Below are 26084 nucleotides of genomic sequence, written 5' to 3'. Positions count from 1 at the left end.
CAAGGAGAGTCAGAGATGTCCGTTTCCCCCGATCTCAGTCGCCGGACCCTGCTGCGCCGCGCGGCGGCCGCGGGCCTCCTGGTGACCCCGGCTGTGGGTCTGCTCAGCGCCTGTGCGGGCAGCACGCCCAGCGAGAACACCGACAACGCCGGGGAGAAGAGCACCGAGAACCCCTTCGGCGTGCAGGCCGACAGCGCCGTGAAGGTGGTCATCTTCAACGGTGGACTGGGTGACGCCTGGGCGAAGGAAGACCAGGCGATCTTCAGCGCCAAGCACCCGAACGTCACCGTCAACATGAGCTCCACCCAGAAGATCAAGACCGAAGAGCAGCCCAAGATGGCGACGCAGCCCAGCGACGTCGTGATGAACTCGGGCGCCGACATGATGGACATCAGCACCCTGGTCAACGAGGGTGCCATCGAGCCGTTGGACGACCTGCTCGCGGCCCCGGCCTGGGAGGGTGGGGGCACGGTCGCCGACACCCTGCTGCCCGGCACCGTCGCCGACGGCACCTTCCAGGGCAAGTTCTACGTGGTCAACATCGCCTACACGGTCTGGGGCAACTGGTACAACTCGGCGCTGTTCGACCGGGAGGGCTGGGCCCCGCCGAAGACCTTCGACGAGTTCTTCGCCCTCGCCCCGAAGATCAAGGCCAAGGGCATGTCGCCGTACGTCTACGACGCGGTGCACGGCTACTACCCGCGCTGGGCGCTGATGGCCACGGTCTGGAAGTCGGCCGGCAAGCAGGCGGTCATCGACATCGACAACCTCAAGGAGAACGCCTGGCGTGCCGACGGCATCCTGCCGGCCCTGGAGGTGTGGGAGAAGCTGGTCAAGGACAAGCTGGTGCTCCCGGGCAAGCTCGACCACACCCAGTCGCAGCAGGCCTGGCTCGACGGCAAGGCGGCCTTCATCCAGGTCGGCACCTGGCTGAAGAACGAGATGGCGGCGACCATCCCGCCGGGCTTCGAGATGAAGATCTCCGACTACTGGGGCCTGGGCGCCACCGACAAGGCGCCCAACGACGTCTACGCCGGTGCGGGCGAGGGCATCGTGGTGCCGAGCAAGGCCCCCAACAAGGCGGCGGCCAAGGAGTTCCTGCGGGCCGTGCTCTCCAAGGCCGGTTCGGCGAAGTTCGCCGAGCTGACCAAGTCGCTCGCCTCCACCGCCGGCTCCGGCGACAACGTCCAGGACTCGGCGCTGGCCAGCGCCAACGAACTGATGAAGAACGCGCCGAAGGACCTGGTCTCGATCAAGTTCTGGAACTTCTACGCGGACCTGGACAAGGAGAGCCAGAACCTCTCCCAGGAGCTGATGGCCGGCCGGCTCACCGCCGCGCAGTTCGTCGACAAGATGCAGGCCGCCGCCGACAAGGTCGCCAAGGACTCGTCCATCACCAAGCAGACCCGCGACGCGTGACACCCGCCGGATCCAACCGAACGAGGAAGTGAGAGACATGCGGCACGGTGTTGGCCGTTTCGTCACGGGTTTCCTGGCACTGCCGGTCGGCCTCTACGTCTTCTACGTGGTGTGGCCGTTCCTGCAGGCCGCCGGGTACTCGCTGACCGACTGGGGAGGCTACTCCGACAGGCAGCAGTTCGTCGGGCTGGACAACTACATCCGGCTGTTCTCCGACGAGCTGATCAGGAAGGCGTTCTGGCACAACGTCTTCTTCCTGATCACCGTGCCGCTGTTCACCATCGCGCTGGCCCTGTTCCTCGCGTTCCTGCTCAACGTGGGCGGACGCGAGGACAAGGCCGGCATCCGGGGCGTCTTCGGCTCCGGGTTCTACAAGGTGATCTTCTTCTTCCCGCAGGTGCTGTCCCTGGTCGTCATCGCGGTGATGTGGCAGCAGATCTACCGCGCCGACAGCCAGGGCCTGATCAACGGCATCCTGATGAAGATCGGGCTGGTCAGCGAGGAAGACCCGATCACCTTCATGTACGACCCGGAGCCCTTCCTCGGCGTACCGGCGGTGTTGTGGTGGCTGTTGCTGATCGCGGTCTGGAGCGGCGCCGGCTTCTACATGGTGCTGTTCTCGGCGGCCATGCAGTCGATCCCCAAGGACGTCTACGAGGCGGCCATCCTCGACGGCGCGGGCCGCTTCCACACCTTCTTCCGGATCACCCTGCCGCTGCTGCGGGACACCGTCTCGGTGGCCTGGGTCTACCTGGGTTTCATCGCCCTGGACATGTACGCCCTGGTCTTCGTCATGACGCCCAGCCAGGGCGGACCCAACCACGCCAGCGAGATCTTCGCGTCGGTGCTGAACTTCACCGCCTTCCAGAAGGGCCAGTTCGGCTACGCCTGCGCGATGGGCGTGGCGCTGGCGATCTTCACGATCCTGCTGGCCGCGCTCCAGCTCCGGATCACCCGTCGTGAGCGGATCGAGTACTGAGGAGACCTGGACGATGAGCACGGTGACCCACACCCCGGGTGGCCAGGCCGGGCCCGACCAGGCCCCGCCGCCGGGGCGTACGCCGGCCGACCGCGCCCCCGTCGGTGGCGGTCGTGCCGGGGCACGGTTCTTCAACGGCTTCTCGCACCTCTTCCTCGCCGTCTGGGCGATCATGGTGGTCTACCCGCTGCTGTGGGTGGTGATGTCGGCGCTCAAGACCGACTCGGAGGTGATCCGCAAGCCGCTGTCGCTCATCCCGGAGCAGTTGCAGTGGGACAACTTCGCCCGGGCCTGGACCGAGGGCCACATCGGCGAGTTCTTCCTCAACACCGTGCTGGTGCTGACCGGCAGCGTCTTCCTCACCATGCTGCTCGGCTCGATGGCCGCCTACGTGCTCGCCCGGTACGAGTTCCCCGGCAACCGGCTGATCTACTACATGTTCCTGTCCGGCCTGACCCTGCCGATCTATCTCGCCGCGGTGCCGCTGTTCAAGGGCGTCTACAACACCGGCGTGGCGCTGCCGTTCCTCGGCCCGAACAAGCACCTGATGCTGATCCTGGTCTACGTGGCGTGGTCGCTGGCGTTCACCGTCTTCTTCATGCACTCGTTCTTCCGGACGCTGCCCAACGCGATCGCGGAGGCGGGCATGGTCGACGGGGCCTCGCACAGCCGGCTGTTCTTCAGCGTGATGCTGCCGATGGCCAAGCCCGGCCTGATCAGCATCGGCATCTTCAACGTGCTCGGCCAGTGGAACCAGTGGTACCTGCCGACCCTGCTCATGCAGTCGGTGGCCGGCGAGCCGAAGAACCAGGTCATCTCCCAGGGCCTGATCGAGCTGTCGGTCAACCAGGGCTACCGCTCCGACTGGTCCGGCCTGTTCGCCGGGGTGACGATGGCGATGCTGCCGGTGCTGATCGTCTATATCGTCTTCCAGCGCCAGGTGCAGTCCGGCCTCACCGCCGGCGTCAGCAAGTAAACGCCTACCGTCCCGCCACCGGCCGGTGGCGGGACGGTAGCGGCGTGCGACGCCCGGCAGCCCGGCTCAGACCGCCGAAGTCGTACGAGCGGGACGACCTTCGCGACCGGCTGGCCCGTCCCCGGTCGAGGACCTTGACCTCGACTTCGGTTGAGGTTGCACGATGCCCTCTGGCCAACCGAGGGAGCAATCGTGATCGACCCTGCCGCTCGCATCCGGATCGCCCGACCGTCCCGTGACCTGGCCGTCGCGGAGCACTTCTATCGCGCCGGGCTCGGCCTGCACGTGCTCTACCGGGGCCAGGGCGGTCCCGGCGAGCATGACCTGATCATGCTGGGCTGGCCCCGCGCCGCCTGGCATCTGGAACTGGTCGGCGGTCCGCATCTGGCGGTACGACCGACACCGGGCCCCGAGGACCTGCTCGTGATCTACCTCGGCGACGTCCCCGACGCGGAGTTGGTCTCCCGACTCGTGTCCACCGGTGGCCGCCGGGTCTCCCAGAGCGCCTACTGGGATCGGTGGGGGATCACCGTCGAGGACCCGGACGGCTACCGCCTCGTGCTGTCCCACCGTTCGTGGTCGAACGCCGACTGACTCCGCTCCCGCTCGCCGGGGTGTCGTACCGGGGCGGAAGAATGCCGTTCGTGCTGGTGGCGGTGGTGCCTGACGAGCGGGGCGGGGGAGTGCTGCAACCCCTCGACCCCACGGGCGCCGCCGTGGGGCCGCCGGAGCCGGTCGCCGACCTGGCCGCCGCGGTGGCCGCCCGGGAGCGGTCCGACTCGCCGCGCTGGGTCTGGGCCGCCGGCACCACGCTCTATCCGGCGCTGCTGCGCGCCGGGGTCCGGGTCGCGCGCTGCCACGACGTGGAGCTGACCGAGGCGCTGCTGCTCGGCTACACCGGCCGCTTCGGCGAGCCCCGGGCGCTGGCGGCGGCCTGGGCGCGGTTGACCGGCGCGCCGGTGCCGGCCGACCCGCCGCCGCGCGTGGCCGCTCCGCCGGGCGGCGGGCAGGACGCGCTCTTCGACGCCGTGCCCGGGCCGCCGGGTCCGGGCATCGCGGCACTGACCGGGGTGTACGCCGATCAGCTCGACCGGATCGCGGCGACCGAGGCGCCGGGACGGTTCCGACTGTTGGTGGCGGCCGAGTCGGCCGGTGCGCTGATCGGTCCCGAGATGGGTGCGGCCGGCCTGCCCTGGCGTGCCGACGTGCACGACGAGGTCCTGACCGAGCTGCTCGGGGAGCCGTCCCCGGTCGGCGGCCCGCCGCGTCGGCTGGCCGAGTTGGCCGCGCGGATCGCCGAGGCGTTCGGCGTACGGCAGGTGCACGCGGACAGCCCGGCGGAGCTGCTGCGGGCGTTCGCGCGGGTCGGGGTGGAGCTGCCGAACACCCGCGCCTGGGTGCTGCGGGGGGTGGACCATCCGGCGGTGCCGCTGGTGCTGGAGTACAAGGAGCTCTACCGGATCTGGACGGCACACGGGCGGGCCTGGCGGGACGCGTGGGTCCGTGCGGGGCGGTTCCAGCCCGAGTACGTCCCCGGTGGGGTGGTGTCGGGCCGATGGGCGACCCGGGGCGGTGGCGCGTTGCAGATCCCGAAGGTGATCCGCCGTGCGGTGGTGGCCGATCCGGGGTGGCGGTTCGTGGTGGCCGACGCGGGGCAACTGGAGCCCCGGGTGCTGGCGGCGGTCTCCCGCGACGCTCGGCTGGCGGCGGCCGGCGCCACCGGTGACCTGTACGCCGCGCTGGCCCGGGACGCGTTCGGCGGCGACCGGGGCCGGGCCAAGCTCGCCCTGTTGGGGGCGATGTACGGGCAGACCGGCGGCTCGGCGGTGCCGGCGCTGGCGGTGCTGCGACGCAACTACCCGACCGCCTTCGGCCATGTCGAGGCGGCGGCCCGCACCGGTGAGGCGGGCGGGCTGGTGCGGTCGTGGTTGGGGCGTACCTGCCCGCCGGGGACGGCCGGGTTCGATGCGGGTGACGACGGGCCGTCCGACCCGGACGCGGCCGGTGACCCGCAGTCGCCCCGAGCCCGGGCGGCCCGGTCCCGGGGCCGGTTCACCCGCAACTTCGTCATCCAGGCCACCGCCGCCGAGTGGGCCTCGACGCTGCTGGCGGTGCTGCGCGGCGAACTGGCCGGCACCGACGCCGAGTTGGTCTTCTTCCAGCACGACGAGGTGATCGTGCACTGCCCGGCGGCGCAGGCCGAGCGGGTCGCCGAGGCGGTCGAACGGGCCGGTCGGCGGGCCACCGCGCTGTTGTTCGGCGAGACCGCGGTGCGGTTCCCGCTGGACCTGTCGGTGGTGGAGTGCTACGCCGACGCGGCGTGAGCGGCGCTCGGCTGACCGGATCGGGGCCGTCGACTCCCGAGGACGCCTAGGGTGGGCGTTATGCGTAGATCGGGGCGGGTGCGGGTCGACAGGGCTCGCCGGTGAGCGCGGCCGTCGGGCAGCGGCACACCCGACTGGAGGGGTACGACAAGGTGACCGGCACCGCCCGGTACGCGGTGGAGTACCCGGCGGCGGACATGGCGTACGCGTGGCTGGTGCCGGCGACGGTCGCCCGAGGCGTCGTCGCCGAGGTGGACAGCACGGCGGCCCTGGCGGTCGACGGCGTGCTGGCGGTGCTGCACCACGACAACGCGCCCCGGCTGCTCCCCGGGATCGACGCGGAGGTGTTCCGTCTCCAGGACCCGGTGGTGCACTTCCGGGGGCAGGCCGTCGCGCTGGTGGTGGCGCAGACCTCGGAGGCGGCCCGGGAGGCGGCCGGGCTGGTCCGGCTCCGCTACGACGTGCAGCCGCACCAGACCCGGCTACCCGCCGGCGACGACGGTTTCTATCGGCCCGACCACGTGAACCCGAGCTACCCGACCGACGTGTTCACCGGTGACTTCGACGCCGGCTTCGACGCCGCCGAGGTGCGGTTGGACCTGACCTACCGCACGCCGTCGTATCACCACAGCCCGATGGAGCCGCACGCCTCGACCGCGCAGTGGCGCGACGGGTGTCTGCTGGTGCACGACTCCAGCCAGGGGGCCGGGGCGGTCCGGGAGGTGCTGGCCCGGCTGTTCGGGCTGCCACCGGAGTCGGTGCGGACGATCAGTCGACACGTCGGCGGCGGCTTCGGCGGCAAGCTCTACGCCAAGGTGCCGGCGGTGCTGGCCGCGATGGCGGCGCGGCACGTCGACCGGCCGGTCCGGCTGGCGTTGACCCGTCAGCAGACGTTCGGCCCGGTGGGTTACCGGACGCCGACGGTCCAACGGATCCGGCTCGGCGCGCACCGGGACGGACGACTCGTCGCCGTCGGCCACGACGCGCAGAGTCAGACCTCGTACGTGACGGAGTTCGCCGAGCAGACGGCGGTCTACACCCGCCACATGTACGCCACGCCGCACCTGCGGTCCACGCACCGGGTGGCCCGGCTGGACGTGCCCACGCCGCTCTGGATGCGGGCGCCCGGGTTCACCCCGGGTTCGTTCGCGTTGGAGTCGGCGTTGGACGAGTTGGCGCTGGCCTGCCGGGTCGACCCGGTCGAGTTGCGCCTGCGCAACGACACCCCGGTCGATCCGGCGAGTGGAGCGCCGTTCACCAGCCGGAACCTGGCCGCCTGCCTGGCCGACGGGGCACGCCGGTTCGACTGGGCGCGGCGGGACCCGACGCCCCGGGCCCGGCGGTCCGGCCGGTGGCTGTTCGGCACCGGGATGGCCGGGTGCACCTATCCCGCCCGGGTCCGACCGGCCGCCGCGTCGGCCGCCGCCCTGCCCGACGGCAGCTTCGAGGTACGGATCAACGCCACCGACATCGGCACCGGCGCCCGGACCGCGTTGTGGCAGGTGGCCGTGGACGCGCTCGGCGTACCGTCTCGCCGGGTCCGGATCGAGGTGGGGGACACCGCCCTGCCGGCGGCCGACGTGGCCGGCGGGTCGATGGGGCTGACCTCGTGGAGTTGGGCGGTGCTGCGGGCCTGCGAGCGGCTGTGTGACCGGCTCGTCGCGGCGTCGGGTCCGGTGCCGGCCGAAGGGCTGCTGGTCGAGGTGAGCACCGACGAGGAGGTCGCGGCGCAGCCGACGTCGCCGCGCTTCGCGTACGGGGCGCAGTTCGCCGAGGTCCGGGTGGACCAGGAGACGGGGGAGGTGCGGGTGCTGCGACAGCTCGGGGTCTTCGCGGTCGGCCGGGTGGTCAACCCGACCACGCTGCGCAGCCAGTTGATCGGCGGGATGACCATGGGCCTGTCGATGGCGCTGCACGAGGTGGGTGCCTTCGACCACCGGTACGGCACCTGGGCCAACCACGACCTGGCCGGCTACCACGTCAGCAGCAACGCCGACGTGCCGGCGGTGCAGGCGTACTGGGTGCCGGACGCCGATGCCGCGGTCCACCCGCTGGGCGTCAAGGGGGCCGGGGAGATCGGCATCGTCGGTGCCGCCGCCGCGATCGCCAACGCCGTGCACCACGCCACCGGGGTACGCGTCCGGGAACTCCCGGTGACCCTGGACAAACTGCTCGTCGGCTGAGGTCGCGTCGCGCAGAGTTCACCCTGACTTCGGCTGTCGAGCATTGTGGAATTGGGCCGCGTGACCGTGTCTCACCTGCGGCTTCTTTCACGTTTTCGGTGTGCCACCCTGGTGCCTCCAACCCGACCACTCCGGTCGGGGAGGTGACGATGCCGGGGAGGCGGAATGGCCAGACGCGTCTATGTGCACATCGGTGCCCCGAAGACGGGCAGCACCTTCGTGCAGAACGTGCTCTGGAGCAACCAGGACGTGTTGCGTAAGGCCGGGATCCTGCTGCCGGGCAGCGCGGTGGCGCACGACCAGGCGATGGCGGATCTGCGTGCGGCGCACTGGCGTGACGCCGAGGTGTACTGGACGTGGGACCGGCTGGCCGAGAAGGCGCGCCGGTGGTCCGGCGACGTGATCATCAGCAACGAGGGGCTGGGTGCGGCGACCAGTGCGCAGGCGGTCCGGGCGATCGAGAGCCTGCAACCCGCCGAGGTGCACGTGATCGCGGCCGGGCGGGACCTGTGGCGGACCTTCCCGTCGACCTGGCAGCAGAGCATCCGGGCGCGCAGCACCTGGCGTTTCGACGGCTTCCTGCGGGCCGTCGAGGCGGGCCGCTTCGACACCTTCTGGGACAACTACACCGCGCCTCGGATGCTGCGCCGCTGGGGTGACCTGGTGCCGGCGCGGCAGCGGCACCTGGTGGTCGTGCCGCCACCCGGTGCACCGCGAGAGCTGCTCTGGCGCCGTTTCGCCGGGGTGATGGGCATTCCGGACGGTCTGTGTGAGCTGACCGCACCGACCTCGAATCCCTCCCTGGGTGCTGCGGAGAGCGAGTTGCTGCGCCGGGTCAACCAGGCGCTGGGGGACAGGTATCCGCTGCGGACGCCGTACCAGAAGGTGGTGCAGCGGCACCTGGTCGACGCGGTGCTCAAGGAGCGCGCCAACGATCTGCGGTTCGGTGTCGACCTGAACCGGGCCGCGTGGGTGTGCGACCTCGCCGAGCAGCAGATCGCGGAGATCCGGGACTATCCGTGCTCCGTCGTGGGTGACCTGGCGGAGCTGCGGCCGACCGGGATGGAGCGGACCGTCAGTCCCGACGAGTTGGACGACGGACAGTTGCTCGACGTGGCGATCGAGACGATCGTCGGCATGCTCGGGCACGCCGACTCGCTCGGTCGGCGGGCCGAGGGGCAGGGCGACGAGATGCTGGCGCGCCTGAAGGCGCGGGCCGCCGGTGGCGTCAAGCGTCGTCTCCGGCTGGCCGGTCGCCGGTCCTAGGTCGGGCGTCCACGGGAACTGGCCGGTCTGCGGCGCGCCAGACGCGAGCGACCGGCGACCCGTCAGCGGGCCGCCGGTCGTCACTGCCGCCGCCGGTCAGGCTCCCGCAGCCGACTTGAGATCAGCAGCCCGATCCGTGTTCTCCCACGTCAGATCCGGCAACTCCCGACCGAAATGCCCATACGCCGCAGTCTGCCCATAAATCGGCCGCAACAGATGCAGATCCCGAATGATCGCCGCCGGACGCAGATCGAACACCTCCGACACCGCCTTCTCGATCGACGCCACCGGCACCGTCTCCGTACCAAACGTCTCCACGAACAAACTCACCGGATGCGCCTTACCGATCGCATACGCCACCTGCACCTCACACCGCTCCGCCAACCCCGCCGCCACCACGTTCTTCGCCACCCACCGCATCGCATACGCCGCCGACCGATCCACCTTCGACGGATCCTTACCCGAAAACGCCCCACCACCATGCCGCGCATACCCACCATAGGTATCCACAATGATCTTCCGACCCGTCAACCCCGCATCACCCATCGGACCACCGATCTCAAACCGGCCCGTCGGATTCACCAACAACCGATACCCCTCCACCTCCAGACCCAGACCCTCCAACTCCGGCCCGATCACATGATCCCGCACATCCGGCGTCAACAACGACTCCAACGAGATGTCCGCCGCATGCTGCGACGACACCACCACCGTGTTCAACCGCACCGGACGCAAACCCTCATACTCGATCGTCACCTGCGTCTTACCATCCGGACGCAGATACGGCACCGTCCCATCCTTCCGCACCGCCGACAACCGCCGCGCCAACCGATGCGCCAACGCAATCGGCAACGGCATCAACTCCGGCGTCTCCGAACACGCAAAACCAAACATCATCCCCTGATCCCCGGCACCCTGCGCATCCAACGCCGACTCCGACGACCCCGTCCGCAACTCGAACGCGTTATCCACACCCTGCGCAATATCCGGCGACTGCGCCCCAATGGAGATACTCACCCCACACGACGCCCCATCGAAACCCTTCTTCGACGAGTCATACCCGATACCCAGGATCGTCTCCCGCACGATCGACGGAATATCGGCGTACGCCTTCGTGGTCACCTCACCCGCCACATGCACCTGACCAGTCGTGATCAGCGTCTCCACCGCCACACGACTATGCGGATCCTGAGCGAGCAGGGCATCGAGAATACCGTCGCTGATCTGATCAGCGATCTTGTCCGGGTGGCCTTCCGTGACCGATTCGGACGTAAAGAGGCGGCGTGACACGCTTGTCCTTCCCAGAGCGAGACGGGGTCAGTGGATCGGGCGTTCCGTGGAATCACCCGTCAACGCAGCCTGCCATGCGGCGACCGGTGGCGGCGAGTCCATGTGTTCGGGAACGCGGACATGGATGACGGAAGGACCGCTTCGGCTGACCGACTCCTTGACGAGAAGGTCGAGTTGTTCCAGGTCGGTCGCCTTGCCGCCGGGCGGGCCCATGCCGGCGGCCAACAGCACCGGATCGATGCGGCCGGGGTCCACTCCGAAGTACCGCCCGTCGAGGTAGAGGTGCTGGATCATCTTGATCCACCCCATCGACGTGTTGTCCAGGACCACGTAGGTGATGGGCAGGTCGAGCCGGCCCGCCGTCTCCCAGTCGCCCAGACCCATCGCGACGCTTCCCTCGGTGGTCAGGCAGAGCACCCGTTCGCCCGGGTGTCCGACGGAGACGCCGATCGCGGCGGAGATGGCGAAGCCCATCGGGCCGTGACCCCGGGGGATCACGACGCGCCAGCCGTCGCCCGGCGCCTCCCAGTAGGAGGCCAGGTAGGGCGTGGGCGTGCCTGCGTCGGCGACGACCCAGGTCGTCGGGCCGAAGGCGCGATACAGGGCGTGGACGACGTCGCGGGGACGCAGCCGGTCCGCGCCGGGGTCGGGCTGCGGCCCGCTCTCCTGCTCGATCCAGCGTCGACCTGGAATACCTCACCGACGACGCGGGTCGACGGGGCGCGGCCTTCGGTCACTGGGCCGGTTACGTCGGCGCGGCGCTGGCCGCCCTGCACGTACGCGGACAACTGGTGGCCCCGCTGCGCGCCACCGACCGCGCGGAACTGGACGCGGCGCTGAGCAAGGGGCACGGCGACCAGGTGCGGGCGTTGGTGATCGGGGCGCGGGGACGCAGTGGCCGAGGTGCCGTCGCGGCGCTGACCGTCGCCGGGGTGGCGGTCACCGCGTGGGATCTCGCGGAGACGCGTGAGCTGGACCGCGAAGCGGTGCTCGATCACGACGTACTGGTCAACACCGTGCTGACGCAGACGCCCGCACCCCCGTTCGTCCGTCCCGAGGACCTCGACCACCCGCACCGCCGGTTGTCCGTGATCAGCGACGTGACCTGCGACGTCACCTCCGAGTGCAACCTGCTGCCGATCTACGACCGGCCGACGGACTGGACGCAGCCGGTGCGGCGGCTGCGTGCCACCGCACCGCTGGACCTGATCGCCATCGACAACCTGCCGTCGCTGCTCCCGAGGGAATCGAGCACGGCGTTCTCCGCGGACCTGCTGCCGCACCTGTTCACCCTCGCGGACGGGTCGCCGGTCTGGCGGCGTGCACGCGACCGGTTCGAGGCGGCGTCGACCGCGTCGCACGACACCCCTGGGAGGAAGTCTTGACGGTGGCTCTGATTCCGCCGACCGGACGAGTGCACTGGCTGGGCACCGGAATGTCGACCGGTAGCGGCCTGGGCATCGTGTGCGACCTCGCCGTGGAGACCACGGTGTGGGCGCGCACCGAGGTGAAGGCTGCGGCCTGCCTGGAGCGTCTCGGTCTGTCCGGGCGGGCACACACCAGGGCCTACTCGGCGCCGGACCTCGCGGCCCGACTGGCCCCGGGAGACCTGGTGGTGTCGATGCTGCCCTCCACCGAACACGCCGGGATCCTGCGGCTCTGCATCGCCGGATCGGCGCACTTCGCCAGCTCCAGCTACGTCTCGCCGGAGGTGGCCGCGCTGGCGGGGGAGGCCGAGCGGGCCGGTCTGGTCGTGTTGACCGAGGCGGGACTCGACCCGGGCATCGACCACCTGTTCGCCCATCGCCTGGTCGACCTGGCGGAACGGGCGACCGCCGACGCCGGGGCGGTGACCGCCCGGTTCGTGTCGTACTGCGGCAGCTTTCCGGCGGTGGCCAACGACTTCCGCTACCGCTTCGCCTGGGCGCCTCGCGGGGTCCTGACCGCGTTGCGGACGCCGGCGCGGTACATCGAGGACGGCCGGGAGCAGCGCGCCGATCGTCCGTACCGGACGGTCCGCGACGTCGTCCTGGACGGCGAGTCGTTCGAGGTCTATCCCAACCGGGACAGCCTGCCCTATCTGTCCACCTACCGGTTCCCGGCGTCCTGGAAGGTCGACACCTTCGTCCGGGGGACGGTCCGGCTCGACGGGTGGACCGAAGCGTGGGAGCCGGTCTTCGCGCAGGTGGAGCAGGGCGACGACGCGCAGATCGACCGGCTGGCCACGCAACTCGCCGAGCGCTATCCGGCCACCAGCGACGACCACGACCGGGTGGTGATGTTCGTCATGCTGGACGTCACGACGGCCGACGGTCGCACCTGGTCCGGCGAGTACACCATGGACGTCCGAGGCGACGAGCGGGAGAATGCCACGCCGCGCCTGGTCTCGGTGGCGTTGGCCGGCGGCATCGGGAGTTCCTCTCCGGCGTGGAGTACTACGTCAACTCGGTCAGCCGCGACGGCGCGCACCGGGTCGTGGGAGGTATGGCGGTATCACAAGCGCCCGGTGTCCGGGCGCACCGTGTACGACTTCGAGGACCTGCTGGCCTGGGAGGACCCGACGGCCCGACGGATCGCCGACTATGCCACGGCGGTCCTCGACGCGCTGGAGATCCACAACGGGGCCGGCCACACCGAGGTGATGCTGACCGAGCGGGGGGCCGGTCCTGGTCGAGTGCGGTGCCCGGCTCGGCGGCGGGCAGATGCCCGAACTGCTGTCCCGGTGCACCGGCACCAACCAGGTCGACAGCCTGGCCGAGGCGATCGCCCGTCCGGAACGCTTCACCGGCGCGGGCGCGGGCGCGGACGCGATCAGCGGCTACCGGCTCGGCGCTCACCTGCGCTGCGTCAACCTGCTGAGTAACCGACCCGGCACGATGCCACCGGACGAGGCGTGGGCGCCGGTGCGCGCGCTGCCGTCCTTCGACAGCATGGTGCTCAACCTGCCGACGAACACGCCGCTGGCCCGGACCATCGACATGGCCACCTGCCCCGGCACCGTCTACCTCTGCTCCAGTGACCAGGACCAGGTCGAGGCTGACTACCAGCGGTTGCGTCGTCTTGAGGACGAGGGGCTGTACGAGCAGGGGTACTGATCGTGGTCGCCTCCGTGCTGTCACCGCAGCACGGAGGCGGCCAGCAGGCGCAGTTCCTTCTCGTCCTCGACGTAGTCGGTGCCGATGGTGATCGTGGCCAGTTCTCCCAGGTGGGAGACGTGGGTGCCGCCGCACGGCATCGTCGCCACCGGGGTCGTCTCGCACCGCCAGGTCCGCTGCGCGGTGAACAGGTCCGCTCCGGCGACGGTCACCGGGGCGGCCGAGGCCACCCACTTCGCCAGGATCTCGTTGGCCCGCTCGACGTAGTCGTCCAGTTCGGCCAGCAGCCGGGCGTGGTCGAAGCCCTTGCGTCGCAGCGACCTGCCCAGCCGGTAGCGGTCGACACTGCCGCCGAGGTGGTGGCGGCTGTCGATGAGGGCGGCGGCGTCGAAGTTGCGGCTGCCCCGGGAGTCGCGCGGCGCCTCTTTGGACCACAGTTCCTCGGTGGCCTCGTTGAAGGCGTAGGCGACCAGGTGACAGCCGGTGTGGGCGGCGCTGAGGCTGCGGCGGCGTGCGACGTCGACGGCCAGTGTCGCGGTCCGTCCCCGCCAGCGGCTCGGATCCTGCTCGACGAGGTGGGCGACGGCGAAGACGTGGCCGTCGTCGCCCCGGCGTGCGGTGACCTCGGGACCCACCCGGATCTGTCCGGTGTCCCGCTCCGCGGTGAGGATCTGGGTGTCGACCACGGGCAGCACCTCGGTGTCGACGGTGAGCGTGCCGTGGTCGGCGGGTTGGTCGGGCCAGACGGTGTCGATCGGGTGGAACGGGGTGCGGTCGGTGACCACGGCCCAGCGCCCGGGGGACACCGGCAGCACCTCGATGATCCGGGCGCGGCCCTCGGTCTCGCCGCGGTGGTAGCTGATCCGGCTCTCGGTGATGCGGGTCGCCGCACGCGGGTCGGTGGTCGATCCCGGTCGGACGGGGGGAGCGGTCGGCTCCGGCGCGTACGCCACGGGCGGCTCGGCAGGAGAAGAAGTCACCGGTGATCCTCGACATGACTGACGAACGCGGTCAATGTATCAGCATCCGCGGGTCGCGTCGGGGACGGTGGGCGGACACGGGGTGCGTCGACTACCGGTCCGTCGCGGCCAGGTCCAGCAGCGTACGCACGACGGCGTTGCGGGCCAGCGGCACCTTGAAGGCGTTGTCCGGCAGCGGCTGCGCGTCGGCGAGTTCGGCCTCCGCGGCCCGGCGCAGTCGGTCCTCGGTGGGCGGCCCATCGCGCAGCATGTCCTCGGCGCGTCGGGCCCGCCACGGCCGGTGCGCCACACCGCCCAGCGCGATCCGGACGTCGCGGATGCGCCCGTCGGCCAGGTCGAGGGCGGCGGCGACCGAGACCAGAGCGAACGCGTACGAGGCGCGGTCGCGGATCTTGCGGTAGTGGGAGCGGGCGGCGAAGGGCAGCGGGGGCAGGTCGACGGCGGTGATCAGTTCCCCGTGGGCCAGCACCGTGTCGGTCTGGGGCGTCGATCCGGGCAGCCGGTGCAGCTCGGTCAGCGGGATGGTGCGGCTGCCGTCCGGGCCGGTGGTCTGCACCAGGGCGTCCATCGCGGCCAGCGCCACGGCCAGGTCGGACGGGTGGGTGGCGACGCATTCCGGGGAACTGCCCAGGATCGCCAGCTCGCGGTGGTGTCCCTCGACGGCGGAGCAGCCGGTGCCCGGGGCGCGCTTGTTGCACGCCGTGGTGACGTCCTGGAAGTAGGGGCATCGGGTGCGTTGCAGCAGGTTCCCGCCCACCGTGGCGAGGTTGCGCAACTGGGTGGAGGCGCCGGCGAGAAGCGCCTGAGCGACCACCGGGTAGCGACGTCGGATCACCGGCTCGGCGGCCAGGTCGCTGTTGGAGACGCCGGCTCCGACGCGGACGCCGCCGTCGGGCAGCTCCGTCACGCTGCGGGAGGTGACGTCCCGCAGGTCGACCAGGAGATCGGGGCGGGCCACGTCGAGCTTCATCAGGTCCACCAGGTTGGTGCCGCCGCCGAGGAAGGCCGCCTGTGGTGAGCGGGCGAGCAGGGCGACCGCGCCGGCCAGGTCGGTGGCGCGCTCGTACCGGAAGGGCCTCATGGCCGGGCCACCTCCTGGATCGCCGGGATCATGTTCGCGTACGCGGCGCAGCGGCAGAGGTTGCCGCTCATCCGCTCGCGGATCTCGTCGGGGTCGGCGGTGAGATCGACCGGGCCGTGCCCGTCCGGCTCGCGGGTGGTGACCGCGCTGGGCCAGCCGGCGGCTGCCTCGGCCAGCATGGCGACCGCCGAGACGATCTGTCCGGGCGTGCAGTAGCCGCACTGGAAGGCGTCGTGCGCGATGAAGCTCTGCTGGACGGGGTGCAGTCGACCGTCGCGGGCGAGTCCGGCGGCGGTGACCACGTCGGCGCCGTCGTGGGCCACCGCCAGCGCGAGGCAACTGTTGGCGCGTCGTCCGTCGAGCAGCACCGTGCAGGCACCACACTGGCCGTGGTCGCAGCCCTTCTTGGGGCTGGTGTTGCCCAGCCGCTCGCGCAGCGCGTCGAGCAGGGTGGTGCGGGTGTCGACGGTGAGCCGGTGGTCGGCGCCGTCCACGCGGAGCGTGATCTCGGTGTCCATGGATCGTTCCCCGGGGATCGTGGGTCGGCGAGTTATCGCCATTAAACGGATCCGCAGCGTCCAAAGTTGTTGAAAGCGATAAAAAGGTACGCAACGACGTCTGGGGTGGGGAGTGGTCGGCGGATGTTGGCGGAGGTGTGGCCGTTCGTCGAGCGGCGGTACGCGGTCGGGCAGCCGGTCGTGCTGGCCCGGCTGGTGCGGCGGACCGGCCCCGGTTCCCGGCCGCTGGGCGCCACCATGGCGGTGGCCGCGGACGGTGGCTGGACCGGCTCGGTCTCCGGCGGTTGCGTGGAGGGGGCGCTGCTGGCCGAGGCCCGCGCGGTGCTCGACGGTGCCCGCCCCCGCCTCACCGCGATCAGTCCCGGCGCGGAGCTGATGCCCTGGGAGGCGGCGCCTGCCTGCGTCGCCGAGCTGGGGGTGTTGATCGCGCCGGTGCCCTCCGGTGCGGTGTACGCGACCATCGGGGCGGCTCTGGCCGCGCGCCGTCCCCTCGCGGTGGCCGTCGCGTTGCGGGAGCCGTTCGACTGGTCGGTCGCGGCGAGCCGGGACGGGCTGCCCGCCGACGGGGAGCATTTCGTCGAGCAGTGGCGTCCCGGCCCGCTGCTGGTGCTGGTGGGGGCGACGGACCTGGCCGCCGCGGTGGCCGCGCTGGCCGTGCCGATGGGCTACCGGGTGGTGGTGGTCGACCCGCGTCCCGCGTACGCCGATCGGGAGCGGGTTCCGGCGGCCGACGACGTGGTCTGCGACTGGCCCGACCGGTGGCTGGCCGCCGCCCCGGTGGGGGAGCGGGACGCGGTGCTGGTGTTGAGCCACGACCCACGCATCGACGACCGTGCGATCCGTGCCGCGTTGTCCGGTCGGGTCGGGCATGTGGGCGTACTGGGGAGCCGGGAGTCGCATGCGCGGCGGTTGACCCGGTTGGCTGGCCTCGCCGGTCTCGACCGACTCGCCGGTCCGGCGGGTCTGGACCTCGGCGGGGACTCGCTGGCCCAGACCGCGTTGTCCATGCTTGCCGAGGTGGTGGCGGTGGCCAACCGGCGGGCGGGCGGCCGGTTGCGGGACGCGCACGGTCCCATCCGCATCGGCGATGCGCTGCCGGTGCCCGGGTGAGCCGATCCGTCCGGGCGGGTGGGTGCGGCATACGTCCGGCCCGCACCGAAGGATGAGCTAGTTACCTAATTTATCCGATTTGCCCCGCCACTCTCCTCCGGCCGTGGTCGTTGCAAACGATGTGCGTCGGACGGGACGGACAGCGCCACGGTGCTCACCCGGTCCCACACTGGAGGGAGCGCGGTTCTGAACCGGATCGCAGGAATGATCATCGCGGCGGGCGGCGGCCGTCGCATCGGCGGCCCCGAAGCACTGCTGCACCAGGGCGACAAGCCCCTGGTCGACCAGATGATCGACACGCTGACGGAGGCGGGCTGCGGGCAGATCGTCGTCGTCCTCGGCGCCGCCGCCGACCAGGTCCGCGACACCGCGGACCTGGACCACGCCACCGTCGTGGTCAACCGGGCGTGGGGCACCGGAGTCGGCTCGTCCATCCGTGCCGGTCTGGCCGGCATCGACGACGCCCGGGTGGAGGCGGCGGTGGTGGTCCCCGTGGACATGCCCGGGTTGACCGCCGAGGCGATCCGCCGGGTCACCGCGCTGCCCTTCCCCGACGTGCTGGTCTGCGCCACCTACAACGGACTGCGCGGCTACCCGATGCTGTTCGGCCGTCGACACTGGCCGGGCATCGCCACCCTGGCCAGTGCCGACGTCGGTGCCCGGCCCTACCTGCTGGCGCACAAGGACCAGATCGTCGACATCGCCTGCGACTCGGTGGCCGACGGCAGTCGGGTGGACACCCCCGAGCTGATGGCGCTGTACGGTCTGACCGTGCCCGAGCAGCGTGTCGGCGTCTGACCCGCTCAGTCGGGCAGGACGTTGCCGGCGGCCAGGCGCTGGTACCAGTGGGCGCTGTCCTTCCAGAGCCGCGCCTGGGTGTCGTAGTCGACGCGGATGATCCCGAACCGGCGGTCGTAGCCGTACGCCCACTCGAAGTTGTCCAACAGCGACCAGACGAAGTAGCCCCGCACGTCCGCGCCCGCCGCCATCGCGTCGTGTGTGGCGGCGATGTGCCGGCGCAGGTAGTCGACGCGGCGGTCGTCGTGCACCGCGCCGTCGGGCGAGACCATGTCGTCGAAGGCGGCCCCGTTCTCGGTGATCATCAGCGGCAGGTCGGGGTACTCGCGGTGCAGCCGCAGCAGCAGCTCGGTCAGACCGGCCGGCTCGATGTTCCAGCCCATCGCGGTGTACGGGCCCGGCTGGGGCAGGAAGTCGACCCGGTCGGCGCCGACCCAGGCCGAGTGCGCCGACCGGCCGTGGCCGTCCGCGCTCGACCGGGCGGAGACCCCGTCCCAGGCGCGGACCAGGGTGGTCGAGTAGTAGTTGACGCCGAGCACGTCGAGCGGGATGCCCGCGGTGCGCTCGTCGCCGTCGTGCACGAACGACCAGTCGGTGACCGCCGCCGTGTCGGCGAGCAGGTCGGCCGGGTACGCGCCGTCGAGCATCGGGCCGAGGAAGGCCCGGTTGGCCAGCGCGTCGATCCGGCGAACCGCGTCGGCGTCCGCCGCCGAGTCGGAGGCCGGGCGGATCACGTGCAGGTTGAGCGTGACCGACAGCCGCGCCGCCGGGGCCAGGTCGCGGATCACCCGGCCGGCCAGGCCGTGCGCCAGGTTCAGATGGTGTACGGCGCGCAGCGCCGCCGCCGGTTCGGTGCGCCCCGGCGCGTGCACGCCGGAGGCGTACCCGAGGTACGCCGAGCACCACGGCTCGTTGAACGTGGTCCAGGTGTGCACCCGGTCGCCGAGCGCCCCGACGATCGCGGTGGCGTAGTCGGTGAAACGCAGCGCGGTGTCCCGCTCCGGCCAGCCGCCGGCGTCCTCCAGTTCCTGCGGCAGGTCCCAGTGGTAGAGCGTGGCGACCGGCTGCACACCACGCGCCAGCAGCCCGTCCACCAGCCGGGAGTAGAAGTCCACGCCGGCCTGGTTGACCGGGCCGGAGCCGCCGGGCTGCACCCGGGGCCAGGCGATGGAGAAGCGGTACGCGTCCAGCCCGAGCGCGGCGATGTGGTCCAGGTCGGACTCCCACCGGTGGTAGTGGTCGGCGGCGACGTCGCCGGTGTCCCCGTTCAGGGTGCGTCCCGGTGTGTGACTGTAGGTGTCCCAGATCGACGGTCCCCGGCCGTCGATCCGGGCTGCCCCCTCGATCTGGTACGCGGCCGTGGCCGACCCCCAGACAAAGCCCTCGGGGAACACGACATCACTCACTTCGCCACCTCCGTGACCTCGCAGCGGTACCCCGACGAGTCGCCCGCCACCACCTCGGCGGTGGCCGTCCCGTCGCGGTGGTACACCTCGAACTCCGTGCCGGACCCGCCGTCGGGCGCCGGCACCCGGACCCGGGTCCGCTGGCCCGGCGCCGGAGCGTACAGGCGCAGCGTGACGTCGTCCGCCCAGCGGTAGTCGGGTCGGTCGGTGACGGTCCCGAACGGGATGACCGAGCCGGGCCGGGCCAGCACCGGGACGCTGTCGAAACCGTGCTTCTCGGTGACCCAGCACGGGCCGGTGACCTGCGCGCCGCTGGTCAGGTGGGTCCAGGTGCCGGCCGGCACGTAGTAGGTGACCTGCCCGTCGGCGCTCATCACCGGGGCGACCAGCAGGTCCGGGCCGAGCATGTACTGCCGGTCCAGGTACGCGGCGGTCGGGTCGTCCGGGAACTCCAGGACCATCGGCCGCATCACCGGTACGCCCTCCCGGTGCGCCTCGTCGGCCGCCGCCGCCAGGTACGGCATCAGCGACATCTTGAGCCGGGTGAACCGGCGCAGCACGTCGACCGCCTCCGCGTCGTAGGCCCACGGCACCCGGTACGAGCCGGAGCCGTGCAGCCGCGAGTGGGAGGAGAGCAGCCCGAAGGCGATCCACCGCTTGAACACCGCCGGGTCGGGCGTGCCCTCGAAGCCGCCGATGTCGTGGCTCCAGTAGCCGAAGCCCGAGGCGGCCAGCGACAGGCCGCCGCGCAGCGACTCGGCCATCGCCACGAAGGTGGACTCGCAGTCGCCACCCCAGTGCACCGGGAACTGCTGGCCGCCCGCAGTGGCGGAGCGGGCGAAGACGACCGCCTCGCCCTCGCCGCGTTCGGCGGTCAGCAGCTCGAAGACGGTCTTGTTGTAGAGGTGGGAGTAGTAGTTGTGCATCCGCTGCGGGTCGGCGCCGTCGTGCCAGACCACGTCGGTCGGGATGCGCTCGCCGAAGTCGGTCTTGAAGCAGTCGACGCCCATGTCCAGCAGCACCTTGAGCTTGTCGGCGTACCAGCGGGCCGCGTCCGGGTTGGTGAAGTCGACCAGCGCCATCCCGGCCTGCCACTTGTCCCACTGCCAGACCGACCCGTCCGGGTTGCGGACCAGGTAGCCGGCCTGCCGGCCCTCCTCGAACAGGTACGACCGTTGGGCGATGTACGGGTTGATCCAGACGCACACCTTGAGGCCGCGTTCGTGCAGCCGGCGCAGCATCCCCTCCGGGTCGGGGAAGGTCGCCGGGTCCCAGATGAAGTCGACCCAGTGGAACTGCCGCATCCAGAAACAGTCGAAGTGGAACACCGACAGCGGCAGGTCCCGCTCGGCCATCCCGTCGATGAACTCGGTGACCGTCTTCTCGTCGTACGAGGTGGTGAACGAGGTGGACAGCCACAGCCCGTACGACCAGGCCGGCACCCGGGCCGGGCGGCCGGTCAACGCGGTGTAGCGGCGCAGCACGTCCTTGGGCGTGGGTCCGTCGATCACGTGGTAGGTCAGCGACTGCCCCGGCACGCTGAACTGGGTCTGCGACACCACCTCGGAGCCCACCTCGAAGGACACGTGCTCGGGGTGGTCCACGAACACGCCGTATCCGGCGCTGCTGAGATAGAACGGCACGTTCTTGTACGCCTGCTCGCTGGCGGTGCCGCCGTCGGCGTTCCAGATGTCGACGGTCTGGCCGTTCTTGACGTACGCGCCGAAGCGCTCGCCGAGGCCGTAGATCGTCTCGCCGACACCGAGCGAGAGCCGGTCGTGCACGTACTTGTGGCCCTCGGCGTCGGTGACCACGCCGATGCTGCGTTCGGTGGACGAGGTGACCAGCTTGTCGCCGCGCAGGAAGTCGACCCGCCACGGGCCGGTCAGCGCCACCCGCACGGTCAACTCGCCGGTGGTCAGCCGGGCGCTGAGCCCGGTGACCTCCACCTGCACCGGGTGTGCGGCGCTGTCGGCGAGGGCGAAGCGGGGCTGTTTGGGCAGCCCGCCCGAGTGGTGTCCGACGGTCACCCCGACCACGCCGGGGGCGGGGGAGAAGAAGCGCACGGTGACCACCGGGCGGTTCAGGGTGTCACCGCGTCCGGTGATCCTGCCGATCGGGGCGAAGACGGTGAAGGACCGCTCGTCCGGCTCGACCGACTCGACCGTGCCGGGGCGCAGCACGCTCACCCCGGGACGCAGTTGCCAGTATCCGTCGGTGAACTTCACTTGTCGGCTCCTGCCGTGATGCCGCGCGCCAGGGTGCGCTGGAAGACGAGGAAGAACAGGATCGCCGGGAGCAGACTGAGCAACGCGCCGGCGTTGGTGGTGGGAGCGTCCATCAGCCGATCCCCCTGCAACGAGGCGAGCGCGACCGGGATGGTCTGGGTCTGGTTGTCGATCAGCATCACCAGGGGGATGAGGAACTCGTTCCAGGTCCAGATGAAGAAGAAGACCAGCAGCACCGAGATGGTGGGCCGGATGTTGGGCAGCACCACCCGCCACAGGATCCGCCACCTGCCGGCGCCGTCCAGTGCGGCGGCCTCCAGGAGTGGACGCGGGAAGGTGCTGAGCACGGAGGCGAGCAGGTACGTGCCGAAGGCGGCCTGGATGACGGTGAAGATGATGATCACCGCCAGGCGGGTGTTGTAGAGCCCGGCCTCCTTGGCGAAGTGGTAGAGCGGGTAGATCAGGGCCTCCTGCGGCAGCATGTTGGCCAGCAGGAACAGCCCGATGATCCAGAGCCGGCCGCGGACCCGGCCGATGCCGAGCGCGTACGCGCTGAGTAGGGAGACGACCACGGCGAGCACCGCGACGGAGCCGGAGATGAGGACCGAGTTCCACAGTTTGACCGGGAAGTCGACCTGGTCCCAGTAGGTGCGCAACCCGGTGGTGTAGAACTCGGTCGGCCAGCTCAGCGGGCCGTTGGTCGAGTAGTCACCGGGTGACTTGAACGCGTTGAGCAGCATGAACGCGAACGGCACCAGCATCACCAGCGCGGCGACGGTGACCAGGGCCAGCACGATCCAGCGGGTGATGCCCCGATGGTGCCGGTCGGGCACCCGCCGGGTACGGCCGCCGGTGCGGGGTGGGGTGAACGTGACGGCCATCAGATTCCTCCGTCGCGGCGTTCGGCGCGGTTCTGCGCGCGGATGAACAGCACCGCCACCACGACGATGATCAGTGTCAGCACCATCGAGATCGCCGAGCCGTAGCCGACGTTGAGCCGCTTGAAGAAGGTGAAGTAGGCGAAGTAGGAGGGCACGTTGGTGGCGTTCTCCGGGCCGCCCCGGGTCAGCGCGTAGATCGGACCGAACACCTTCATCGCGGCGATGGTGCAGGTCAGGCCGACCACGAAGGTCTCCGGCCGGATCTGCGGGAGGGTGATCGCCCGGAACCGTCGCCACCAGCCGGCGCCGTCGATCTCGGCCGCCTCGTAGAGTTCCGGGTTGACCCGTTCCAGCGCCGCCATGAACACGACCACCGGGTAGCCGAGCTGCACCCAGATCATCACCGCCATGACCACCGGCAGTGCGGTGCCCGGGTCGCCGAGCCAGTCGTGACTCAGCGCGCCGAGCCCGATCGCGTCGAGCAGTCCGTTGAGCGCTCCGTCGGGTCGCAGGATCCAGCCCCAGACGATGCCGGCCACCACGACCGGCAGCACCTGCGGCAGATAGAAGGCGGCCCGCAGGGCGGCGGCGGTACGCGGCCGGAACCGCCGTCCGATGGTGTCGAACAGCACGGCGGCGAGGACCAGGCCGATCAGGGTGGGCACCACCACCATCGCGACGATCATCGCGACGGTGTTGCGGAACGAGGTCCAGAAGACGTCGTCGGTGAGCAGGGTGCGGTAGTTGTCCAGGCCGATGAAGCTGGGGTCGCCGACGCCGGACCACTTGGTCAGGGACAGGTAACCGGTGTAGATCAGCGGGCCGCCGATGACGAGCAGGAACAGCACCGCGCCGGGCAGCAGATAGAGCCAGTAGCCGGCGTCGGGGCGTCGGGGGCGGCGCGGGGTCTTGCCCGTCGGGGGTGACGGGGTCGCCCCCGGGCGGGCGGCGACGGTGTCGGGCACTGCCATGGGAGGTCCTTCCAGGGTGGGGCGGGCGTCACCGTGGTGACGCCGACGGGTACGCCCGCCCCCGCCGCCGCTCAGTCGCGCGTGATCTCCGCGACGCCGTCCTGGTAGGGCTTGGCGATCGCGTCGAGGACCTGCTCGGGCGACCGGGACTGGTTGATCAGGCCCTGGAAGCCGGAGACCAGCACGTCGTAGTAGCCGGGCACCGGCCAGTCCGGGTAGAAGGCCAGGCCGTCCTGGCCGCTGATGGTGTTGAAGTTCTCGATCAGCTTGCGGTCCTTCTCGTCGCTGATCGTGGCCGGGTCGCCTGCCACCGGCACGCCCCCGTTGTTGCCGATCAGCGCCTGGATCTCCGGCCGCATGGTGATGTCGATGAAGTCGTACGCCAGGTTCTTGGCCTTGCTGGTCTCCGGGACCACCCAGAGGTTGCCGGAGGAGCCGGCGTGCATCGTGTTGCCGGGGAAGAGGAAACTGTCCCAGTCGTAGGAGATCTCGCTCTTGAAGCGGCCGTACCACCAGCTACCGGAGACGATCATCGGTACCTTGCCGGAGATGAACGAGGTGCCCATGTCCTCGGCCTTGAGGCTGGCGGAGTCCTTGGCGATGTAGCCCTTGCGGACCCACTCGGCGAAGGTGTCCGCGCCGTACCTGAGCGGGTCGGCCTTGAAATCCACCGGGTTGGCGTAGAGCTGGTAGTCGTTCACGAAGCTGCGGTCGGCGCGGGAGAGCGCGAGCTGGTAGAAGAGCTGACCGGCCGGGTACTCGGCGCCGGACATGCCCAGCGGCGTGACGCCCTTGGCGACGAAGGTGTCCATCGCGGCGGTCATCTCGGCCAGCGTCGTCGGCACGGTGACGCCGTGCTCGGTGAAGAGTTCCTTGTTGTAGTAGACCATCACGTACTCGCCGTAGTTGGGCACGCCGTACCAGTTGCCCGAACCCATCACGCCGTTGTCGTACCGGGCGGTGGTCTGCAGGCTGGGGCTCAGTGCCTTGTCCCAACCGCGTTCGGTGGCCTCGGCGGTCAGGTCGGTGAGCAAGCCCTGCGAGGAGAGCAACCCAGCGGTGGCATTGCCCTTGTTGTACTCCATGATGTCGGGGCCCTCGGCCGAGTTGATGATCATCCCGGCGTTCTGCTGGATCTGCTCGAACGCCTTGCGCTCGAAGCGCACCTCGACCCCGGGGTGTTCGTCTTTGAAGATCTCGATGGCCCGGTCCCAGGCGATGCCCATCGCGCTGTTCGCGCTCTCGTAGTGCCAGAGCTTGAGGACGTTGGCCCCGCTGTCGTCCCCGTCACCGCCGCAGGCGGCCAGGCTCGTCGCCGTGAGCGCGGCCACCGTGGCCGCCACGGCTACGCTGCGGAATCGTCGCATTGCTAGTCTCCCTGTTGAGTATCGAGCCGGTACTCCTCAAGCCCGTCGTCGCGTGGCAGCGCGACGGCGGGCTGCTTCACTGTCCGGAGCCGGCTGGTCGCCGCCGGCCCCCGTGTCACTCGTGCCGGCCGTACGCGGCGGAGCGCTGGATCCACGGACCTCCAGCGCGCACGGCAACAGTTGCTGGTGGATCTCGTCACGACCGCCGTCGAGGTGACGCAGCAGCGTCTCGATGGCGATCCGGCCGACCGCCGAGCCGGGTGAACTCATCGCGGTCAGCGCGGGCGTGGCCAGTTCGGCGACCTGGGGCGAGGTGACCATCGAGACGACCGAGACGTCGTCGGGGACCGTCCGACCCCGGGCGGCCAGTTCGCCGAGCAGACCGAAGACCGCGTTCTCGTTCATCGCCAGGATCGCGGTCAGGTCCGGTGCCTGCCGCAGCGCGGTGTCCAGCGCGGCCCGGCCCCCGGCGGCGCTGTCCTCGGCGGGGATCATCAGTGGTTCCAGGGCGTGTCCGGTCATCGCGGCGGTGAACGCGTCCCGGGTCCGCAGCGCCGGGCCGTAGCCCTCGGCGAGGGTGTCGGCGGAGTGGTTGACGTAGACGATCCGGCGGTGTCCGAGGTCGACCAGGTGGCCGACAGCGTCCTCGACGGTCTGCGCGAAGTCGATGTCCACGTAGGACAGCCCGCTGGTGTCCGCGGTGCGACCGATCAGCACCAGCGGTACGCCGACCTCCCGCAGCACGTCCACCCGGGGGTCGTGCACCTGTACCTCCATCAGCAGCGCGCCGTCGAGCATCCGCTGGCTGGCCAGCCGGCGCAGCTCGTCGAGGTCGCCGACGCCGATGGGGGAGAGCACCAGGTGGTAGCCGGCCGCACCGGCGGCGGCCGCCGCGCCGGTGACGAAGGCGGTCTCGGTGGCCCCGAGACCCCGCTCGTCCATCGGCAGCAGCAGGCCGAGGATGCGGCTGCGGCGGCTGGCCAGCCCGCGGGCCATCGCGTTGGGCTGGTAGTCGAGCGCGGCCATCGCGGCGAGGACCTTGTCCCGGGTGGCCTGGGAGATCGGGCGGGTGCCGGTGAGCACGTACGACACGGTGCTGACCGAGACCCCGGCGCGACGCGCCACGTCCTGCATGGTGGCCACGGGCACCTCCCTCGCGGGCTCGTCGAAACGCTTCGACTAAGCGGTTCGACAGAAGGTAGGTCACGTGTT

General features: G+C 70.7%; 23 protein-coding genes. 12 read left to right on the top strand and 11 right to left on the bottom strand.

Translation table 11 applies throughout. From position 1 onward, the window contains the following. Positions 1–15 precede the first annotated feature (15 nt). From ngcE to ACQVFL_RS21000, 7 genes are all read left to right on the top strand, one after another. Positions 16–1419: an N-acetylglucosamine/diacetylchitobiose ABC transporter substrate-binding protein gene (gene ngcE, locus ACQVFL_RS21030; protein ID WP_396698681.1), complete on the top strand. Its 1404-nt coding sequence runs from the start codon at positions 16–18 to the stop codon at positions 1417–1419. A 37-nt stretch (positions 1420–1456) separates the two neighbouring features. Continuing rightward, the gene (locus ACQVFL_RS21025) at positions 1457–2398 is read left to right on the top strand and encodes a carbohydrate ABC transporter permease (protein WP_350696753.1); all 942 of its coding nucleotides are present in this window, start codon (positions 1457–1459) and stop codon (positions 2396–2398) included. A gap of 13 nt (positions 2399–2411) precedes the next feature. Continuing rightward, positions 2412–3374 (top strand): carbohydrate ABC transporter permease, encoded by a 963-nt coding sequence (locus ACQVFL_RS21020; RefSeq protein ID WP_396698684.1) that lies wholly within the window; start codon positions 2412–2414, stop codon positions 3372–3374. Between the two features lie 192 nt (positions 3375–3566). Beyond that, entirely contained in the window at positions 3567–3968 is a 402-nt protein-coding gene (locus ACQVFL_RS21015) for a VOC family protein (protein WP_396698686.1), read from the top strand. Between the two features lie 20 nt (positions 3969–3988). Then, a complete protein-coding gene (locus ACQVFL_RS21010) occupies positions 3989–5698 on the top strand; it encodes a bifunctional 3'-5' exonuclease/DNA polymerase (protein ID WP_431729867.1) in 1710 nt (569 codons plus the stop codon). 101 nt (positions 5699–5799) lie between these two features. Continuing rightward, complete coding sequence (locus ACQVFL_RS21005; RefSeq protein WP_431727433.1) at positions 5800–7881, top strand: xanthine dehydrogenase family protein molybdopterin-binding subunit; 2082 nt, start codon at positions 5800–5802, stop codon at positions 7879–7881. Between the two features lie 165 nt (positions 7882–8046). Further along, positions 8047–9147, top strand: coding sequence for a hypothetical protein (locus ACQVFL_RS21000; RefSeq protein WP_431727432.1), 1101 nt, complete (start codon positions 8047–8049; stop codon positions 9145–9147). 96 nt (positions 9148–9243) lie between these two features. Here ACQVFL_RS21000 and metK read toward each other — a convergent pair whose 3' ends face one another. After that, the gene (gene metK / locus ACQVFL_RS20995) at positions 9244–10437 is read right to left on the bottom strand and encodes a methionine adenosyltransferase (protein WP_431727431.1); all 1194 of its coding nucleotides are present in this window, start codon (positions 10435–10437) and stop codon (positions 9244–9246) included. 27 nt (positions 10438–10464) lie between these two features. After that, on the bottom strand, positions 10465–11040 hold the full coding sequence (locus ACQVFL_RS20990; protein WP_431729866.1) for a thiamine pyrophosphate-dependent enzyme: 576 nt from the start codon (positions 11038–11040) through the stop codon (positions 10465–10467). A gap of 188 nt (positions 11041–11228) precedes the next feature. Between ACQVFL_RS20990 and ACQVFL_RS20985 the strand changes: the two genes are divergently transcribed. The 3 genes from ACQVFL_RS20985 to ACQVFL_RS20975 are packed head-to-tail and all read left to right on the top strand — an operon-like array spanning position 11229 to position 13532. Then, positions 11229–11822 (top strand): hypothetical protein, encoded by a 594-nt coding sequence (locus ACQVFL_RS20985; RefSeq protein ID WP_431727430.1) that lies wholly within the window; start codon positions 11229–11231, stop codon positions 11820–11822. Between the two features lie 2 nt (positions 11823–11824). Continuing rightward, entirely contained in the window at positions 11825–13300 is a 1476-nt protein-coding gene (locus tag ACQVFL_RS20980; protein ID WP_431727429.1) for a saccharopine dehydrogenase C-terminal domain-containing protein, read from the top strand. A gap of 13 nt (positions 13301–13313) precedes the next feature. Then, positions 13314–13532 (top strand): hypothetical protein, encoded by a 219-nt coding sequence (locus tag ACQVFL_RS20975; protein ID WP_431727428.1) that lies wholly within the window; start codon positions 13314–13316, stop codon positions 13530–13532. A gap of 20 nt (positions 13533–13552) precedes the next feature. Here ACQVFL_RS20975 and ACQVFL_RS20970 read toward each other — a convergent pair whose 3' ends face one another. The 3 genes from ACQVFL_RS20970 to ACQVFL_RS20960 all read right to left on the bottom strand — a co-directional run bounded on the left by ACQVFL_RS20970 (position 13553) and on the right by ACQVFL_RS20960 (position 16111). Beyond that, positions 13553–14512 (bottom strand): hypothetical protein, encoded by a 960-nt coding sequence (locus ACQVFL_RS20970; protein WP_431727427.1) that lies wholly within the window; start codon positions 14510–14512, stop codon positions 13553–13555. A 91-nt stretch (positions 14513–14603) separates the two neighbouring features. Beyond that, entirely contained in the window at positions 14604–15593 is a 990-nt protein-coding gene (locus ACQVFL_RS20965; RefSeq protein ID WP_431727426.1) for an FAD binding domain-containing protein, read from the bottom strand. Next, positions 15590–16111 (bottom strand): (2Fe-2S)-binding protein, encoded by a 522-nt coding sequence (locus ACQVFL_RS20960; protein WP_431727425.1) that lies wholly within the window; start codon positions 16109–16111, stop codon positions 15590–15592. The genes ACQVFL_RS20965 and ACQVFL_RS20960 overlap by 4 nt, the downstream gene beginning before the upstream one ends. A gap of 123 nt (positions 16112–16234) precedes the next feature. On the opposite strand from ACQVFL_RS20960, the gene ACQVFL_RS20955 reads away from it, so the two are divergent. Together ACQVFL_RS20955 and ACQVFL_RS20950 are read left to right on the top strand one after the other, a co-directional pair. Next, entirely contained in the window at positions 16235–17221 is a 987-nt protein-coding gene (locus ACQVFL_RS20955; RefSeq protein ID WP_396699209.1) for an XdhC family protein, read from the top strand. A gap of 204 nt (positions 17222–17425) precedes the next feature. After that, positions 17426–18019 (top strand): nucleotidyltransferase family protein, encoded by a 594-nt coding sequence (locus ACQVFL_RS20950; RefSeq protein ID WP_396699211.1) that lies wholly within the window; start codon positions 17426–17428, stop codon positions 18017–18019. A 5-nt stretch (positions 18020–18024) separates the two neighbouring features. Here the strand turns inward: ACQVFL_RS20950 and ACQVFL_RS20945 are convergent, their stop codons facing one another. The 6 genes from ACQVFL_RS20945 to ACQVFL_RS20920 all read right to left on the bottom strand — a co-directional run bounded on the left by ACQVFL_RS20945 (position 18025) and on the right by ACQVFL_RS20920 (position 26006). Further along, the gene (locus tag ACQVFL_RS20945) at positions 18025–19425 is read right to left on the bottom strand and encodes a GH1 family beta-glucosidase (RefSeq protein WP_431727424.1); all 1401 of its coding nucleotides are present in this window, start codon (positions 19423–19425) and stop codon (positions 18025–18027) included. Continuing rightward, positions 19422–21653 (bottom strand): alpha-xylosidase, encoded by a 2232-nt coding sequence (yicI, locus tag ACQVFL_RS20940; protein ID WP_431727423.1) that lies wholly within the window; start codon positions 21651–21653, stop codon positions 19422–19424. The genes ACQVFL_RS20945 and yicI overlap by 4 nt, the downstream gene beginning before the upstream one ends. After that, positions 21650–22534 (bottom strand): carbohydrate ABC transporter permease, encoded by an 885-nt coding sequence (locus ACQVFL_RS20935; protein WP_431727422.1) that lies wholly within the window; start codon positions 22532–22534, stop codon positions 21650–21652. The genes yicI and ACQVFL_RS20935 overlap by 4 nt, the downstream gene beginning before the upstream one ends. Next, positions 22534–23505 (bottom strand): carbohydrate ABC transporter permease, encoded by a 972-nt coding sequence (locus tag ACQVFL_RS20930; protein WP_431727421.1) that lies wholly within the window; start codon positions 23503–23505, stop codon positions 22534–22536. Before ACQVFL_RS20930 ends, ACQVFL_RS20935 begins: the two co-directional genes overlap by 1 nt. 71 nt (positions 23506–23576) lie before the next feature. Next, the gene (locus ACQVFL_RS20925) at positions 23577–24872 is read right to left on the bottom strand and encodes an ABC transporter substrate-binding protein (protein ID WP_396699220.1); all 1296 of its coding nucleotides are present in this window, start codon (positions 24870–24872) and stop codon (positions 23577–23579) included. Positions 24873–24908: 36 nt separating this feature from the next. Beyond that, positions 24909–26006 (bottom strand): LacI family DNA-binding transcriptional regulator, encoded by a 1098-nt coding sequence (locus ACQVFL_RS20920; RefSeq protein ID WP_431729865.1) that lies wholly within the window; start codon positions 26004–26006, stop codon positions 24909–24911. Positions 26007–26084: the final 78 nt, after the last annotated feature.

Source organism: Verrucosispora sp. TAA-831 (assembly GCF_050780145.1).
Lineage (GTDB): Bacteria > Actinomycetota > Actinomycetes > Mycobacteriales > Micromonosporaceae > Micromonospora.
Note: the sequence above shows the minus strand (reverse complement) of the source record. Positions and strands in the feature narration are given on the sequence as shown.